This is a genomic window from Clostridium sp. MD294 (genome assembly GCF_000364165.2).
GTDB lineage: Bacteria > Bacillota > Clostridia > Lachnospirales > Anaerotignaceae > Coprocola.
Genome location: NZ_CP097810.1, coordinates 2,210,298 through 2,227,451, shown reverse-complemented (window position 1 = coordinate 2,227,451; position 17,154 = coordinate 2,210,298). Strand labels below are relative to the sequence as shown.

Here is a 17,154-nt window from a genome sequence, read left to right as displayed (position 1 = left end):
GAAATGTTACTATAGTTATGATATACTGAAATATAAAAACAAGGAGGACACAAAAAATAATAGATAAAAAAGGAAACTACAAAAAATGAGGTAAGAAAGGCGTGATAAATATGAGTGAACGACAAAGCCTATTAGAATGTATGTTGCAAGAGGCTAGTGATATACAACGTGTAGAATTATCTCATGATGAAGTCAAAGCGTTGCTGGCAAAGACACCAGAGTTTGAATTTGATTTAGAAAAGTATGGAGAAATAACAGTAAAAGAATTTTTTAGTTTAATTTTGCAGGAAATGGAAAGTAAAAAAGTACCTGTTGTAAAAGAAACAAAAAATGATTTTGAAGCAAAAAGAAGTATGGTATTTGGAGCATTGCCAGACTCTACTGTAAAAGTGGATTTTGATGAAAACAATGTAAAAATGGGAATTTATATAACACAGCCAAAAATAAGAGGAAAAAAAATACCCCATGAAATGATTTCTAGCATACTAGAAGAATGTGGTGTAACATATGGTATTAAAGAAGCTTATGTAAAACGTTTATCAAGAGCACCTGTTTACAATACCCATTTTATTATTGCAGAAGGAATTCCTGCAGTTGCAGGAGAAGATGGCAAAGTAGAATTTCAATTTAATGTTGGCCAAAAATGGATGCCTAAAGTTGACCCTGTTACCGGTATTGCGGACTATAAAGAGTTGATGCATGTAGAACAAGCAAAAGAAAATGATGTATTGTGCAGAATTACAAAACCTACAGCAGGAAAAGATGGTATAGATGTTTTTGGAAATGTTATTGAAGGCAAAGCAGGTGTAAAGGCAAGAGTTGATGCTGGAAAAGATACTAAAGTAGTAGAAGATGGAGCAGAAACATTGATTGTAGCTTGTGCTGAAGGAGAAATATTATTTAGAAATGATAAAGTTTCCATTAATAAAGTAATGGTTGTAAATGATGTAGATGGTACAACAGGAAATCTAAATTTTATAGGTTCTATTTATGTAAAAGGAAATGTTCATTCTGGTTTTAAAGTAAAGGCTAGTGGTAATATCATTGTAGATGGTGTTGTAGAAGATGCTAAATTATCCTCTAGTAATGATATTGTAGTACGTGGAGGAATTAAAGGAAGCGGTTTATCAGAGATTGAGGCGAGAGGAGAGGTAAGTGCTTTATTTATTGAACATGCTAATGTTTTTGCTAAGAAAAATATTTATGCAGATTATGTGTTGAATTCTAATATAGAGTCAGAGCAGAAAATAAAACTTTCTGGAAAGTATGGTTTTATTATTGGAGGAAAAGCAAAAGCAGTAGAAATTTTAGCATCAGAGGTAGGAAATTCTGCATATAATTTAACAAAGTTAGAAGTTAATTATCCTAAAGAATTAGTTAAAGATATTACTGATACAAAAAAAGAATGGAAAGAGTGTAAAAAAGCAGTAGAAGAGCAAGAAAGAAAAGTAAAATTAAAAGATGCAGAGAAGTTAGAAGAAGCAAAAGTGTCATTATTTCAGACGAGAATGGCAGAAAAACGTTTAGAAACAAAGTTAATACAGTTAGAAGGACGCCTTGCGGAAATAAAGAAAAGTGCAACAATAGGAATTTATATAGAAAAACAATTATATCCTAATGTGACGATTTTAATGGAAAATAGAAACTATCATAATAAAGAATTAAAACAAAAATGTTCTGTTAGGAAAATAGAAGGAAAATGGAAAATTAAATATTAAGGAATTAGGTGAAAAAAATGAAATTTTTAAATAAATTTTTTAAAAAAGAAAATAGATTTTTCATTTATGCTATGATAGTTGTTATTGCTTTGATAGCAGTTGTTACAAAATTTTCCATTTATTATATGGGAATGGCGTTGGAAAAAAACAATGAAATATTATTAAATGAAATTTCACAAGAAGGAGCAGATTTAGTATCAGAAAAAATTTCTTCTGATATAGAAAAACTTAGAGCAGCAGCAAGCATAATAGGAAAAGAAGAAGACCTCTTTTCACAAAAAAATATAGAAGATATTGAAATGCTAGCACAAGATGAAGCATATAACAAAGTGCTTTTGATTGATATGGACGGTAATATGAGAAATTCTGATGGAGAACAGGGAAAACAAGTTACTATCATTGCTAGAGTAAAAAGAAATAATATTGTAATATCAGATGTGACTACAACAGATGCAGGAGAAAATATATTAACAATATCTGTTCCTGTTACACAAAAACAAAAGTTAATAGGTGCTTTAACAGGAGTATATAAAGCAGAAGATTTTTCTCAGATTATGGAAACAACATTATTTGCTGAAGAAGGAGCACATTATATTTTAAAAAATACAGGAGAAGCAGTTGCATTACCAGAAAATGAAGTTTATCCTTTTGGATTTCAATATGAAAATACTTTTGAAGGAAATACCGCATTTTATTCTGTCAGTGAATTATCAAAATTACCTCAAGAAATGAAACAAGGAAAAACAGGTATTATAAGATTTGTTACTGGAGAACATAATGTAAATTATATGTCATATCGCCCTTTGGAATGGAATGATTGGTATTTGATTTCTGTGATACCAGCAGGAAAATATTCTATGAAAAATGTGACAGATATTGTAATAAAATTTGCCTTACTTATTGATATTGTAATAATAATTTTAGCAGCAATTATAATAGCAAATCATAAAGGAAATAAAAAAGTAGTAGGTGGCACAGACACTATTACATCATTAGAAAATAAACAGGAAGTACAAAAATTTTATGAAAACATTAACAAAAATAAAAGTAAAAACAAAAATGGTTATGCATTTGCTATGATTGGCATAGATGATTTTGATATATTAAATCATACATTTGGTTATGAAAAGGGAAGTCAAATTTTAAGAGAAACAGCAGATATTATTAGTACATCATTAGAAAAGGAAGAAATAGCAGCAAGATTGAAAGAGGACTATTTTGGACTTTTACTAAAAGCTAAAAACAAATCAGAAGTAACAAGACGTATAGAAGAAATTATAGCAAATTTAAGTCAAATTAAAATCAGAGAGGGAGAAGCAATATATAATGATGCAATTACCTATTCTGCAGCAATTAATTTATTAAGTGAAAAAGAAAGTTTTGAAACAATGTTACCGAATACTATTGCAATATTGGAATTGGCAAAACAATCTCATGATGAAAAAATATTGTTTTATGACAAAGAATTAAGACAGCAAATTTTACTTCATAATGAATTATTGCCTGATATGCTTGCAGCATTACAAAATAAAGAATTTATTCCTTATTTTGAAATACAGTTTGATACAGAACAAAAAGAATTTATAGGAGCAGAAGCAATTGCAGTATGGAAACATCCTCAGAAAGGCTTTATTATGTCTGAAAATTTTGCGTCTGTATTAAAAACAGCAGGTATATTATTAAATTTTGATATGATATTATTGGAAGAAGTTTGCAAAAAACAAAAAGACTGTATTGATAGAGGACTGGTACCTCTGCCAATAACTGTTAGTATTTCAAGACTAAATATTCATAGAACAGATTTTGTAAACAAATTAAAAACAATTGTAGAGAGATATCAAATATCACCTTCTCTTATAATATTAGAAATAGCAGAACAAGCAATTTATGATGATATTGATAGAAATACAAAAATTATTACAGAGTGTAAAGAATATGGTTTTATGATTTCTATAGCTGATTTTAGTCGTGGATATTCTTTTCTAGATATTATGAGAAGGGTTTCTGTAGATAGTATTAAATTATCAGGCGAATTTTTACCTCAAGAAGACCCTACAGAAAAAGACCGCATTATTATAAAAAATATAATTGATATTGCCAAAGAATTAGGAATACAAATTATAGCAGAACACATTCAGTCAGAAAAGCAAGTAAAATTTTTGAAGGTTATGGGTTGCTCTATTATACAAGGATATTCTTATACTGAGCCAGTATCATCAGAAGAATTAGAAGAAATGATTTTCTATGAAGAAATATAACAATACAAGAAGCTGTTTTTCTAATATAAAAAGAAGAAAAACAGCTTCTTAATTAGATAAGGAAATAAAATAGGTTGATAGGTTTTCCATTGAAAATAGCCTAAATATATTTTATAAGGAGTAAGCTATGTTTTTTAGTAGAAATATATTATTACAGATATTATTTGGTATAATTTCTTTTTTTATTGTTGTAACTTGTCATGAATTTACAAGAGCAGCAGTATCTACTGCATTAGGAGATGTGGTACCTAAAAATGAAAAAAGCCTAACATTAAACCCATTAAAATATACAGAACCAATAGGAGCAATATTATTTATTATTACATTTTTACAAGGATATGGTGCTTTTGGTTGGAGCAAAACAGTTCGCACTAGCCCACTATATTATAAAAATAGAAAAAAAGACTCTTTGTTAGTGGCAATATTGCCTAGTGTAGCAAATATAATATTAGCATTTATAGCATTGATTATTTGGAAAATACTTCCTATTTATAATAGTGCTGTGAGTACATTTTTAAATGTATTAATTTTGTATAATGTATCTTTTGCAGTTTGCAATTGTTTACCTGTACCTCCTATGGATTGTGTTAAAGTACTTTCATTGGTATTACCTGCAAAACAATATTTTACTTATATGCAATATGAAAAAATAATACAAGTTATTTTTATATTTTTACTGGTATTTCGTGTATTTGGTTCTTTATTAGATACGATTTCACTAACAATTATAAGAGGTATGGAAATGTTGCTTTTCTTTTTGTAATATGATACGCTATAAGCAATATTTTAATAAGGAGAAATTGTTGTGAGGAGCATTAATGTACATCTAGAAGCATTTGAAGGGCCTTTTGATTTATTATTTCATTTAATAGAAAAAAATGAAATTGATATTTATGACATTCCTATCGCACAGTTAACAGAGCAATATATTGCTTTTTTAGACCAAGCTGAATATAAAAATATGGATAATATGAGTGAATTTTTAATTATGGCAGCGACGCTCATTGAGATAAAATCAAAATTGCTTTTACCTAAACAAAAACAAGAACAACAACAGCAACAAGACCCAAGAGAAGAGTTAGTAAATAAGTTGTTGGAATATAAAAAGTTTAAAGAAATTACAGAAGACTTTAAAAAGAGAGAAGAAATAGCAGCATTAGTATTATATAAAGAAGCAGATAAGGCAATAGAAAAATTAAAACAAAGTAATGAGGAAAATGTAGATTTAGAAAAATTTTTATGTGGCATTACATTAAACAATTTATACGAAGCATTTACAGAAGTAATGAAAAGACGAGAAACAAAAGTAGATAGAGTAAGAAGTTCTTTTAAATCTGTACAGAGAGATTTATATACTATTGATGAAAAAATAGATTATATAAGAGATTTGTTAATACTTCGTTCTTCTGTTTCATTTTATACTATTTTTCGCTCTGAAGCAGTAAAAATGGAAATTGTTGTAACATTTTTAGCATTGCTAGAGCTGATAAAAATGAAAGAAGTTTCTGTTTCTCAAAAAGAAACTTTTTCAGAAATTTTAATTACAAAAGTAAATGGAAGTGATAATAATGAAATTGACAGAGTTTGAAGCAGTGGTAGAGGCATTGCTTTTTATTTCGGGAGAAGCAGTACCTTTAGCTACTATTGCTCAAACAATAGAACTAGATAAAGCAACAACAAAAGCAATTATTAAGACATTAGCAGAAAAATATGAAACAGAAAAAAGAGGCATACGAATTATAGAAATTGATAATGGTTATCAAATGTGTACTGCAGCAGAATGTTTTGAATTTATTAGAAATATGTATAAAAGTCCTAAAAGGCAAGGCATGACACAAGCACTTTTAGAAACATTAGCAATTATTGCTTACAAACAGCCTATTACAAAGGCACAAATAGAAGAAATTAGAGGTGTTAGTGCTGACCATGCAGTAAATAAATTAATAGAAAAAAATTTAATTTGTGAAACAGGAAGACTAAATGTGCCTGGAAAGCCAATATTATTTGGTACAACAAATGAATTTTTAAGATATTTTGGTTTTAAATCTACAAATGAATTACCTCCTTTACAGGAAGAAGCAAATACTATAATAGATGTGTAAAATTTCCAGATGATTTTTGATACTGATTTGACATACTAATCCAAAAGAGAAAAAAGAGGGATTGTATGAAAAAATTATTCATTTATATGACAGCACTATTTTTATTTTGCCAAACAGCATATGCTTCTGAACCACCTTCTGTTGCAGCAAAAGGAGCAGTATTGATAGACGGAGAAAGTGGTCGTGTGCTTTGGGGTAAAAATGAAACAGAGCCTTTGACAATGGCAAGTACTACTAAAATTATGACAGCAATACTTGTATTAGAAGAAGGTAATCTAGATGAAATGATTACTGTAAGCACAAGAGCAGCAAAATCACCTCAGGTACGTATGAATTTGACAGCAGGAGAGCAAATAAGAGAAGAAGACCTTTTATATGCTATGATGCTAAAATCATATAATGATGCAGCAGTAGCATTAGCAGAGCAAGTTGGAGGAAGTGTAGATGAATTTTGTGAAAAAATGACAGCAAAAGCAAAAGAAATTGGTGCAGAGGATACTGTTTTTGGTTCTCCTAATGGTTTAGATGGGCATTTGACATTTGACCAACATCATTCTACAGCGAAAGATATGGCTTTGATTGCTCGTTATGCACTACAAAATGACAAATTTGTAGAAATTATAAATACACCTTCTGTTACATTACCTATGAAAGGTGGAGAAGGAAAATATTATTATATTACAAATCAAGACCGCTTTTTACAAGAATATCAAGGAGCAATGGGTGTAAAAACAGGTTATACCAATAAAGCAGGACAGTGTTTTGTAGGAGCAGCAAAAAGAGATGATATTATGTTAATTACAACAGTATTAGCAAGTGGTTGGGGAAAAGAAGGAAGAGAACAAAAATGGAAAGACACTAAGGCACTTATGGACTATGGTTTTAATAACTATAAAAAAGAAATTATTGCAAAAGAAGGACAAGAATTGAAACCTACAACGGTGCTGTATTCTCAAAAGGAAAGTGTTCCAGCGATATTAGCAGACGGTTTTGAAGGATTATTTTCACAAGAAGAACTTGATAATATACAGATATATGCTACACAAATAAGTGAAATGGAAGCACCTGTGTTAAAAGGACAAAAATTAGGAACAGCAGAAATTATGTTAGGGAACAGTTGTATTGCCAAAATTGATATTATAGCAGCAGAAGAAGCAGAAAGATATACACTAATACAAATGCTAGAATATTTAACAAAAAAATGGAATGATTTTCCTTTAGATAAAAAATTGAAATAATTTTATATCGTATGGGGAAGGAGTAAAAAAAATAAAAAAACAATTGCAATGATAAGTGAAGAATTTAAAATTATTAAAATGAAATAGCCTAACTACAAAAATAATATAAGTGTTTTACAACACGCATTAATAAGAGGATTAGAAGATATAATAAAAAGTTTATAAAAGTAGTATTTTGGGAGGAAGTATATGGAAATTAGACTGCAAAAGTTTTTGGCAGAAGCAGGTGTTGCTTCTCGTCGAAAAGCAGAAGAGTTGATTGTAATGGGAAAAGTACAAGTAAATGGAAAAGTAATAACAGAATTAGGTACAAAAATAGATACTCAAAATGATATTATATTATATCAAAATAAAAAAGTAGAAATCAAACAAAACTTTATATATATTATGCTTCATAAACCAGAGGGTTATGTTACGACAGTAAAAGACCAATTTCAAAGACCTACTGTAATGGATTTGCTAGGAGATGTTACTGAAAGAGTATATCCTGTAGGACGTTTAGATTATGATACATCAGGATTGCTTTTATTGACAAATGACGGCGATTTGACATATCATTTGACACACCCAAAACATCATATTGAAAAAACATATGAAGCAAAATTGTTTGGAATACCTTCAGAGCATAATATAATACAATTTCGTAGAGGTATTGTAATTGATGGCAAAAAAACAGAGCCAGCAAAATTAGAAATATTGCAAAAAGAAAAAAAATATACCACTGTTCGTATTGTAATACAAGAAGGAAGAAACAGACAAGTCAGAAAAATGTGTCAAGCAATTAAACACCCTGTAGCACAATTAAAAAGAATTGGAACAGGAACATTATTTTTAAAAGATTTGAAAAAAGGGAACTATAGATATTTGACACAAAAAGAAATTAGTTATTTAAAAAGTTTGTAAAGTGTTTTTTTAGTAAAGAAAGGTGAAAAATATGGGGGAAAAGGGAATAAGGGGGTACAAAGTATTTCAGCCTGATTGAACTTGTAGAAATATAAAATTTGAAGTTGGCAAAATCTATGAAGAAAATGTAACACCACAATGTTGTAAAAGTGGTATTCATTTTTGTTTGATATTAGAAGACTGTTTTGCTTATTATGAATTTAATAGCAAAAATAAAGTAACAGAAGTGCTTGCATTAGGTGATGTAGATTTTGATTTGAACACTAGTAAATGTTGTACTAACAAAATTCAAATTGTGAGAGAATTAGACTGGCAAGAAGTCATGAATTTATTAAATATTAATAAAGGCTATAAAGTGTTTCATTCTGATTGGAATTTTAAAGGAATGAAATTTAAAGTTGGCAGAGTTTATAAAGAAAATATAACACCAAAATACTGTGAAAAAGGATTTCATTATTGTTTAAATTTGTTAGACTGTTTAGATTATTGTGTTATTGGAGAAAAAAAAGAATATCGTATAGCAGAAGTTGCTGCATTAGGAGATATTGATTTTTATTCCCTAGGAAGAAAGTGTTGTACCAATAAAATAAAAATAATAAAAGAATTAAATTGGCTAGAAGTGCTTTATATACTCAATATAGGCCAATATACTAAAGACTATCGTAATATTGGAATTGCTAATAAAGGAAATGCTAATGTAGGAGAGTACAATAAGGGAAACTTTAATACAGGAAGCTATAACGAAGGAAGTCGTAATACAGGAAATGACAATATAGGACATTATAATGTAGGAAGGAAAAATATAGGAAGCTATAATATAGGGGCTTACAATATAGGAGCACAAAATACAGGTAGCTATAATATAGGAAGTTTTAATACAGCAAACTGTAACATAGGGCATTACAATACAGGAGAACAAAACAAAGGAAATCACAATACAGGAAAATATAATAAAGGGAACTATAATATAGGAGATTGGAATAAAACTAACTTTTCAAATGGCTGTTTTAATACCATAGAGCCTAAAATTTGTTTATTTGATAAACCTTCTGACTGGACTTATAGAATTTGGAAAAATAGTAAAGCAAATAGAATATTAAGTCGTATCACTTTAACAGAATGGATTTCAAAAGAAAATATGACAGAAGAAGAAAAACAAAGACATAAAGAATTTACTGTGACAGGAGGCTATTTAAAATATTATAATTTTTATGAGGCTTGCCAAATATGGTGGAAAAGTCTAAGTGATAGAGAAAAAAATATTATTCAATGGATACCTAATTTTGATGCTGCTATATTTAAACAAATGACAGGAATTGATATAAATAAATAAAAATAGATTTATAAAATACAAACAGCAAATGTTATTGATTATTTATAAAATTGATAAATTTCTGTTTGTATTTTATTTTTTATCAATTTAGTATGATTTATTGCTTGCAATTTATAGTATAATGTGTTATTATTTAGTTAGCATATAGTAACCAATATTACTATAAATTAACTAAAAAGGAGTGATTTCTGAAATGAAAATATTATATGGTGTAGAAGAAACAATGTTAATTCCTCTTGTTATTAAAGCAAATGAAACAATGAGAAAAAAAGCAAGAATACAAGATAAAAAAGCAGTAGAAATAATACAGAAATTACAAATAGACACACAAAAATATGATAAGTTTATGAGTCATGAAGGTGTTGTAGCAAGGACCATATTGATTGATAAAGCATTAAAATCTATATTACGTCAAATACCAGATGCTGTATGTATATGTATAGGTTGCGGATTAGATGCTCGCTTTGAAAGAGTAGACAATGGAAAAATCATTTGGTATGATTTAGATTTGCCTAATGTCATAAAGTGCAGAAAGGAATATTTTGTACAACAACAAAGAGTACATATGATAGCAAAATCTGCTTTAGATGCGTCTTGGACAGAAAATGTAATAAAAAATAAAACTACAATATTTATTATAGAAGGATTATTGATGTATTTTAATGAAAAACAAGTGAAGCAACTTCTTACTATTATATGCAGCCATTTTAAAAAGAGTATATTACTTTTAGAGGTATCTTCTCCTTTTCTTTATAAAATGAGCAAATATCATGATACTGTAAAAAATACAGATGCTGTATTTCAATGGGGAATTTCTTCTGGAAAAGAATTAGAAAGTTATGTTTCTGGATTAAAATTAGTAAGTGACACAAGTTTTAATGAAGAAATGAAAAAATATTCTTTCAGGGGAAGACTTTTTGCAACATTACCTTTTATAAAAAATATGAATGACCGTTTAGTTATTTGTAAATATAAACAGTAAAACCGTTTAAGCGGTTTTACTGTTTTCTACATTATCAGATAATGTAGAAAGAATTTTTCTAAACTGTATATAAAATAGTATTGATGTAGTAGTGATAGAAATGCTATCTGCAACAGGTTCTGCTAAAAATATAGAAAATACTTTATTTTCAAAAAATAGTGGTAATATATAAATAAGTGGTATCAATAATATAATTTTTCGAAGCAATGCGAGAAACATAGATACTTTTGCTTGCCCTAATGCTAGAAAAGACTGCTGGCAGCCAATTTGAATACCCATAATACAAGAAACTCCCATAAAAATACGTAAAGCCCAACAAGAAAAAGAAATTAGTTCAGAAGAATTTGTAAATATTCTAACAAACAAATGCGGAAATAACATAATAATAAGCCACAATGTAAAACTATAACAGAAACAAGAACATAATAATATAAATATTGTTTTTTTAACACGTTGTTTTTGTTTTGCACCATAATTAAAACTAACAATAGGTTGTGCTCCTTGTGTCAATCCTAATAATGGCAACATAGAAAACTGCATAATGCTTGTTAATATTGTCATAGAACCAACAGCTAAATCACCACCATATTTTTGCAAAGAAGTATTTAAACAAATTGTTAAAAGACTTTCTGTAGATTGCATAATAAAAGGAGAAATTCCTAATGCCAGTATGGAAAAAAGTAATTTTTGTTCTATTTTTAAATATTGTTTTTTAATACGTAATTTTGTATTTTTACCTGTTAAAAAACGCATTACCCAAATAGCAGAAACACATTGTGATAAAATTGTAGCAAAAGCTGCTCCTTTTACGCCCATATCAAAGCCAAATATTAATATAGGGTCTAATATTATGTTTAATATTGCACCAATCATTACTGTGGACATACTTGTTTTAGCAAATCCTTGAGAAGTAATAAATGTATTTAATCCCAGTGAAATCTGTACAAAAAGCGTACCACAGACATATATTGTTAAATAATCAGAAGCATATTGTATTGTGTTTTCGCTTGCACCAAAAAAGGAAAGTAATGTATTTTGAAAATAAAATATAAAAGCCATTAAAAAAATAGATGTTACAACAAGAGAAGTAACACAGTTTCCTAATATTTTTTCTGCTTTTTGTATATTTTGTTTTCCCATTTCTATAGCTGCAAGAGGAGCACCGCCCATACCTATCAAGCCGCTAAAAGCTGAAATTAATGTAATAATGGGAAATGTAATACCAACACCTGTTAGTGCCATAGAGCCGATTTCTGAAATATGACCAATGAACATACGGTCTACCATATTGTAAAGTACATTTATAATTTGAGCAGTGATAGAGGGAAGTGCAAGACGAAATAAAAGCTTTACTATATTTCCTGTAGCTAATATATTTTGCTGCTCCATTTTATTCATCTCCTTAAAGCTAATATTGATTTTATTATATCCAAACAATAATAAACTTGTCAAATATATGCACTAAATTTTAAAAAAGACATATATTAGCAGTATCAACAGAAAGTAGGTGGAATAATATGGATGAAGATACTAATATGACAGAAATGGAAGGAATGGAAACTAGTGCAGATATGATTATGCCTTTACCTTTAACAGAAGAACAAATTGACAATTTAACAGAGGAAAATTATACAACAGAGGTTTCAGATGTTGATTTTGCAGGAGAACAAGACAACGATATAGGTAGGGCAATATTTCCAGGAAATTCTTTTTTTCCGGGCAACAATAGACCAAATACTAATATTACAATCATTCCTATTATACCAGGTGTCACAAGATTTTCTTATATTCGTTTTTTAAATGCAAATTCTTCTCAAACTCCTATAGATATTTACATCAATGGCAGAAAAGTTGCTTCTTATCTAAATTATAGAGCATTTACAGAATATATGAAAGCTTTTCCAGGATACTATCGTATTGTAGTGTTTAGAGCAGGTACAAGAAGAAATCCAATTAGCGTTTCTCAAATTAATGTTATTGCAAATAGAATTTATACAGCAGCTTTTATAGATACTGGTATTAATAATGAATGGCAAATGATAACAGACAATACAAGAATATTAAATCAAAATAGAGCATTTGTGAGATTTATACAGCTTTCCTATACTGCACCACTTATGGACGTTTATATAGATAATAGATTGGTTTTAAGTGATTTAGATTTTCAAGAGGTAAGTCGTTATCTTTCATTGGCACCAGGCAGGCGAAATCTAAAATTAAAAGTTGCTACTACAAATAGAACAATATTGGAAGACCCTAATATGTTTTTAAGAGCAGGAAATTCTTATTCTGTTTATATTGTAGGAGATAGTAACAGCAGAATGGGATTACAAGTATTAGTTCCTTTAGAAGGCACAAGCTATTTGTCATTTTAAAATATAGATTAGGAAATGTTCTGTTTTTAAACAGAACATTTCCTAATTGCTATGATAGTTTTATACAAAATGATATTTTTTAATATAACAAATACCTAATGCAGTAGGTCCAGCATGAGCACCTATTGTAACACCTACTTGAAATGGAATGTCTAGTATATCATAACAATGGTTACACTGTTGTAATGCTTGCTTTAATTCTGTAGCTCTATCCATATTTTGGGCGGAAACAATACAAATTTGATATTTTTCTGCTTCAGAACCAATTTCTTTTTCTGTCATATCTATAATAGTTTTTATAGCTTTTTTAAATCCTCTTACTTTTCCAGCAGGACTTAATTCTCCATTTGCCATAACAATAATAGGTTTTATATTTAATATTGTGCCAGCCAATGCACTCGCTTTTCCTATACGACCACCTTTTTGAAGATAGTCTAAACTTTCTACTGTAAAATTAATTTTTGCTGTATCACGTAAATATTCTGTACAATGAACTACTTCTTCAAAAGAATAGCCAGCACACTGCATTTGTGCCATTTCATAAAGTAAAAGGCCCTGTCCGCCTGTTGCTTGACGAGAGTCTATAATTGCAATATTTCTATTAGTATAGTTTTCTAGTAAAATATTTTTAGCATTTAATGCACTTTGAAAAGAGCCACTAAATTTAGAACTTAAACAAATACAAATAATATCTTTATTTCTTTCTAATGCTGGTGTAAAAGCATCTATATAATCTTGTATAGAAGGTAATGATGTTTTAGGAAAAACATTTTTTTCTACTATTTTTTGATAAAAATCTTGTGCTTTTAGTTCTAAAATCTCTTTATAATATGTTTCATCGCCCAATGAAACAGAATATGGAATGATGCCAATATCATATTGTTCTGCATAGAAGGCGGGCAAATCGCAGGAACTGTCTGAAAAAAGTTTATAATTGGGCATAAAGCACCTCCAAAAATATTTTTTATGTTATTTATTTTATAAGCAATAGGCATAACTGTCAATGCTATAATCCTATTTGCATAAAAAGTGACAACATGCTATTATGGCATTAACAAAGAGTAAGGAGGAAAATATATGGGCAAAATATTAGTAGTTGCAGAAAAGCCTTCTGTAGCAAGAGATATTGCACGTGTTTTGCAATGCAAAAAAAAGGGAGAAGGCTTTTTATATGGAGAAAAATATATTGTTTGTTGGGCAATAGGGCATTTAGTGACATTAGCAGACCCTGAAGAATATGACGATAAATATAAAAAGTGGAAAAAAGAAACATTACCTATATTGCCAGAACAAATGAAATTAAAAGTAATAAAAAAAACAGCACCTCAATTAAGAATATTAAAAAAGTTAATGAATAGTAAAGAAGTAGACAGTTTAATCTGTGCTACAGATAGCGGCAGAGAAGGAGAGCTGATATTTCGATATATTTATGAAGCTGTAAATTGTAAGAAATCATTTCAAAGATTATGGATTTCTAGCATGACAGATATTGCAATAAAAGAGGGATTTTTAAAATTAAAAAATAGTCAAGAATATGATAATTTATATGTTTCTGCAAAATGTCGTGCAGAAGCAGATTGGCTTGTAGGTATGAATGCCACAAGAGCATACACATTACAATACAATGCTTTATTAAGTATAGGAAGAGTACAAACACCTACACTTGCTATTATGGTGCAAAGACAAAAAGAAATTAATGATTTTGTACCAGAAATTTATTATGAAGTAGAAGTAACATATGAAAATTTTAAAGGAATTTGGTTTGATAAAAAAGAAACAGAAACAAAAATAAAAAAGTTAGAGCAAGCAGAAAATATTATTCAAAAGGTAAAAGGAAAAAGTGGGATAATATCCAATATAGAAGAAGAACAAAAAAAAATGTCCCCTCCATTGCTTTATGATTTAACAGAATTACAAAGGGATTGCAATAAAAAATTTGGATTTTCTGCACAAAAAACACTTTCTATAGCACAAAGCTTATATGAAACAAAAAAAGCAATTACATATCCTCGTACAGACAGCAGATATTTGAGTGATGATATGAAATCAAATATTCAAAAAATATTGAAAAAATTAAGAGAAATAGAACGTTATGATGAATATGTAAAACAGATATTGTCATTAGAAGCATTACCTTTAGGAAAACGTATTATTGACAATGACAAAGTAACAGACCATCATGCAATTATACCTACAGATGCAAAAATTAACTATGAAACTTTAACAGAAGAACAAAAAAAAGTATATAATACTATTGTTATTCGTTTTTTGTCTGTATTTTATGAGCAATATATATATAAAATAACAAAAGTTATTACTGTGATAGAACAAGAACATTTTATATCAAAGGGTACAACAATATTGCAACAAGGCTGGACAGCAATATATAAAGCATTAGATTTGAAAAAAAAGGAAAATAAAAAAGAGGAAACATTGCCAGAATTAAAAAAAGGGCAACAAGTAACTGCAAAACAATTAAAATGCAATAAAAAGAAAACACAACCTCCAGCATTTTATACTGACAGTAGTTTGCTTTCTGCTATGGAAAATGCAGGTCGTTTTGTAGAAGACGAAGCATTAAAAGAACAAATGAAAGAAAACGGACTAGGAACGCCTGCTACAAGAGCAGCTATTATAGAAAGACTTCTTACAGTAGGATATATTGAAAGAAAAGGCAAAACACTTATACCCACTGAAAAGGGAATGAAATTAATAGAAATTGTACCAGAACAGTTAAAATCTCCTCAAACAACAGGAAAATGGGAAAAAGGACTGTGTTCTATTTCAAAAGGTAAAATGACAAATGAAAAATTTATGACAAGTATTAAAAAATATGTTTATTTTTTAATAGAAGCATCTGAACATAAAAATGAAAATGTTATATTTGAAAAAGAAACAAAAAAAGGAAAAAAGAAAATAAAAAAATTAGGAGTTTGTCCTCTTTGCCAAAAAGGCAATATACTAGAAAATACAAAGGCTTATTATTGCAGTGAATGGAAAAACGATTGTAAATTTACAATATGGAAAAACAGTGTAGAACAATATGGTGTTACATTAAAAAATAGTATGATTGAAAAACTGCTAATAGAAAGAAAATTAAAATCTGTTTCTATTACATTGCCTCAAACAGGAGAAAAAGGAAAAGCAACATTACTATTAAGTCCAGATAATTCAGGAAGATTGGAAATAATGGATTTTAACAAAACAAATACATAATATAATGGAAACTATGTAAAAATATTTGCAGCAAGTAAAGCTACCAAAAGGTATATTACTTTTGGTAGTTTTACTTTTTGTAATAAAATACAATTGTTTTTTGATATTCTATTCCTTTAGTGTTACATAATTTATAAAAATCATCTGTTTTACCATTTCTTTCCCACATAAAATAAATATTATATAATTTTATATAATATTCCAATTCTGCTATAAGTGATGGAGCAACTGACTTTTCTGAAAGAATTTTATTTGCAATATATATAGTATGTTCAAAGTCAGAATTGCTAATTGTGCAATATTCTGGAAAGTGGTGCTGTCCCCACCATAAATACTTTAGCTGTTCATTAAAGTAAAGCTCAACTGTTTTTGGGTCACACTGTTTATGTTTATATGCTTGTTCTAATATGTTATATGTATTATTTTCATAATTAGTATCATATGTATTATAATACTCTCCAAAAATTTGAAATGCCCATCGCATTTGGGGCATTTTATTTTTTTTGCATTCTTGAAAGAAATAGTGATTAAGCAGTTCTCTTATTTGAAATGGCAAATTAGTGTCAGGAAATTTTACTTCATCAATATATTCTTTACAAAACTGAAATAGTATATTATCTGCTTCACTTTTAGTAACATATGATTTAAAATACTTAGTAAATTCAAATAAAGAGTAATTTGCTTGTTTTTTCAGTCCTTTACTATATAAATTCCAGTATTTTTGAATTTCTGTAATAAATTGCTTATAATCCAATGTAAAACACCTCAATTCAAATAGTGTAAATTTTGATTTATAGTTCTAATTTTAATACTATTTGTTTTTATATGCAATATACTACATATGCAATATACTACTAAAGAGGAATTTTTAAAACAAGGGAATTGACAAATTTAAAAAATTGTATTAAAATAAATTTTAAACGTAATGATGGAGAAAGTAAGCTTGTGAAATCTTTCAGAGAGCCTTGAAATATGGTGGGAAAAGGCAGAAGAAACAGTGCTGAAAATGGCTCTTGAATGGTGTACCGA

The 17,154-nt window shown here is 28.6% G+C and carries 14 protein-coding genes and 1 other annotated feature (1 of these 15 cut by a window edge); of the genes, 11 read left to right on the top strand and 3 right to left on the bottom strand.

Annotated elements, in window-relative coordinates:
- The first annotated feature begins 110 nt into the window (after window positions 1-110).
- The 9 genes from C820_RS11065 (at window position 111) to C820_RS11025 (ending at window position 10,534) form a co-directional block, all read left to right on the top strand.
- On the top strand, window positions 111-1,718 hold the full coding sequence (locus tag C820_RS11065) for a flagellar assembly protein A (protein WP_035295499.1): 1,608 nt from the start codon (window positions 111-113) through the stop codon (window positions 1,716-1,718).
- A gap of 17 nt (window positions 1,719-1,735) precedes the next feature.
- Window positions 1,736-3,976: an EAL domain-containing protein gene (locus C820_RS11060; RefSeq protein ID WP_004033885.1), complete on the top strand. Its 2,241-nt coding sequence runs from the start codon at window positions 1,736-1,738 to the stop codon at window positions 3,974-3,976.
- Between the two features lie 127 nt (window positions 3,977-4,103).
- Window positions 4,104-4,739: a site-2 protease family protein gene (locus tag C820_RS11055; protein ID WP_004033886.1), complete on the top strand. Its 636-nt coding sequence runs from the start codon at window positions 4,104-4,106 to the stop codon at window positions 4,737-4,739.
- Window positions 4,740-4,781: 42 nt separating this feature from the next.
- Window positions 4,782-5,564, top strand: coding sequence for a segregation and condensation protein A (locus C820_RS11050; protein ID WP_004033888.1), 783 nt, complete (start codon window positions 4,782-4,784; stop codon window positions 5,562-5,564).
- Window positions 5,545-6,078: an SMC-Scp complex subunit ScpB gene (scpB, locus tag C820_RS11045; RefSeq protein ID WP_004033889.1), complete on the top strand. Its 534-nt coding sequence runs from the start codon at window positions 5,545-5,547 to the stop codon at window positions 6,076-6,078. The genes C820_RS11050 and scpB overlap by 20 nt, the downstream gene beginning before the upstream one ends.
- 65 nt (window positions 6,079-6,143) lie before the next feature.
- Window positions 6,144-7,316, top strand: a complete 1,173-nt coding sequence (locus C820_RS11040) for a D-alanyl-D-alanine carboxypeptidase family protein (RefSeq protein ID WP_004033890.1) — start codon at window positions 6,144-6,146, stop codon at window positions 7,314-7,316.
- Between the two features lie 189 nt (window positions 7,317-7,505).
- Window positions 7,506-8,219 carry a pseudouridine synthase gene (locus C820_RS11035; protein WP_004033891.1) on the top strand — a complete coding sequence of 238 codons (714 nt, stop codon included), beginning with the start codon at window positions 7,506-7,508 and terminating at the stop codon, window positions 8,217-8,219.
- A 91-nt stretch (window positions 8,220-8,310) separates the two neighbouring features.
- A complete protein-coding gene (locus C820_RS11030; RefSeq protein WP_502799882.1) occupies window positions 8,311-9,552 on the top strand; it encodes a pentapeptide repeat-containing protein in 1,242 nt (413 codons plus the stop codon).
- Window positions 9,553-9,745: 193 nt separating this feature from the next.
- The gene (locus C820_RS11025; protein ID WP_004033893.1) at window positions 9,746-10,534 is read left to right on the top strand and encodes a class I SAM-dependent methyltransferase; all 789 of its coding nucleotides are present in this window, start codon (window positions 9,746-9,748) and stop codon (window positions 10,532-10,534) included.
- Window positions 10,535-10,540: 6 nt separating this feature from the next.
- Here the strand turns inward: C820_RS11025 and C820_RS11020 are convergent, their stop codons facing one another.
- Window positions 10,541-11,923: an MATE family efflux transporter gene (locus C820_RS11020; protein ID WP_004033894.1), complete on the bottom strand. Its 1,383-nt coding sequence runs from the start codon at window positions 11,921-11,923 to the stop codon at window positions 10,541-10,543.
- A 128-nt stretch (window positions 11,924-12,051) separates the two neighbouring features.
- Between C820_RS11020 and C820_RS11015 the strand changes: the two genes are divergently transcribed.
- Complete coding sequence (locus tag C820_RS11015; RefSeq protein ID WP_004033895.1) at window positions 12,052-12,909, top strand: DUF4397 domain-containing protein; 858 nt, start codon at window positions 12,052-12,054, stop codon at window positions 12,907-12,909.
- Window positions 12,910-12,969: 60 nt separating this feature from the next.
- On the opposite strand, the gene C820_RS11010 is transcribed toward C820_RS11015, so the two are convergent.
- A complete protein-coding gene (locus C820_RS11010) occupies window positions 12,970-13,851 on the bottom strand; it encodes a DegV family protein (protein ID WP_004033896.1) in 882 nt (293 codons plus the stop codon).
- Between the two features lie 135 nt (window positions 13,852-13,986).
- Here C820_RS11010 and C820_RS11005 point away from each other — a divergent pair, with 135 nt between their 5' ends.
- Complete coding sequence (locus tag C820_RS11005; protein ID WP_004033898.1) at window positions 13,987-16,125, top strand: DNA topoisomerase III; 2,139 nt, start codon at window positions 13,987-13,989, stop codon at window positions 16,123-16,125.
- Between the two features lie 70 nt (window positions 16,126-16,195).
- On the opposite strand, the gene C820_RS11000 is transcribed toward C820_RS11005, so the two are convergent.
- Window positions 16,196-16,879 (bottom strand): hypothetical protein, encoded by a 684-nt coding sequence (locus C820_RS11000; protein ID WP_004033901.1) that lies wholly within the window; start codon window positions 16,877-16,879, stop codon window positions 16,196-16,198.
- Window positions 16,880-17,041: 162 nt separating this feature from the next.
- Window positions 17,042-17,154, top strand: a binding site (T-box leader) (it continues 142 nt past the right edge of the window).

What these genes read in the sequence shown, in the direction of transcription:
- C820_RS11065 (WP_035295499.1), top strand. Translation starts at nt 111, where the DNA reads ATGAGTGAACGACAAAGCCTATTAGAATGTATGTTGCAAGAGGCTAGT.
- C820_RS11060 (WP_004033885.1), top strand. Translation starts at nt 1,736, where the DNA reads ATGAAATTTTTAAATAAATTTTTTAAAAAAGAAAATAGATTTTTCATT.
- C820_RS11055 (WP_004033886.1), top strand. Translation starts at nt 4,104, where the DNA reads ATGTTTTTTAGTAGAAATATATTATTACAGATATTATTTGGTATAATT.
- scpB (WP_004033889.1), top strand. Translation starts at nt 5,545, where the DNA reads ATGAAATTGACAGAGTTTGAAGCAGTGGTAGAGGCATTGCTTTTTATT.
- C820_RS11040 (WP_004033890.1), top strand. Translation starts at nt 6,144, where the DNA reads ATGAAAAAATTATTCATTTATATGACAGCACTATTTTTATTTTGCCAA.
- C820_RS11035 (WP_004033891.1), top strand. Translation starts at nt 7,506, where the DNA reads ATGGAAATTAGACTGCAAAAGTTTTTGGCAGAAGCAGGTGTTGCTTCT.
- C820_RS11025 (WP_004033893.1), top strand. Translation starts at nt 9,746, where the DNA reads ATGAAAATATTATATGGTGTAGAAGAAACAATGTTAATTCCTCTTGTT.
- C820_RS11020 (WP_004033894.1), bottom strand. Translation starts at nt 11,923, where the DNA reads ATGGAGCAGCAAAATATATTAGCTACAGGAAATATAGTAAAGCTTTTA.
- C820_RS11015 (WP_004033895.1), top strand. Translation starts at nt 12,052, where the DNA reads ATGGATGAAGATACTAATATGACAGAAATGGAAGGAATGGAAACTAGT.
- C820_RS11010 (WP_004033896.1), bottom strand. Translation starts at nt 13,851, where the DNA reads ATGCCCAATTATAAACTTTTTTCAGACAGTTCCTGCGATTTGCCCGCC.
- C820_RS11005 (WP_004033898.1), top strand. Translation starts at nt 13,987, where the DNA reads ATGGGCAAAATATTAGTAGTTGCAGAAAAGCCTTCTGTAGCAAGAGAT.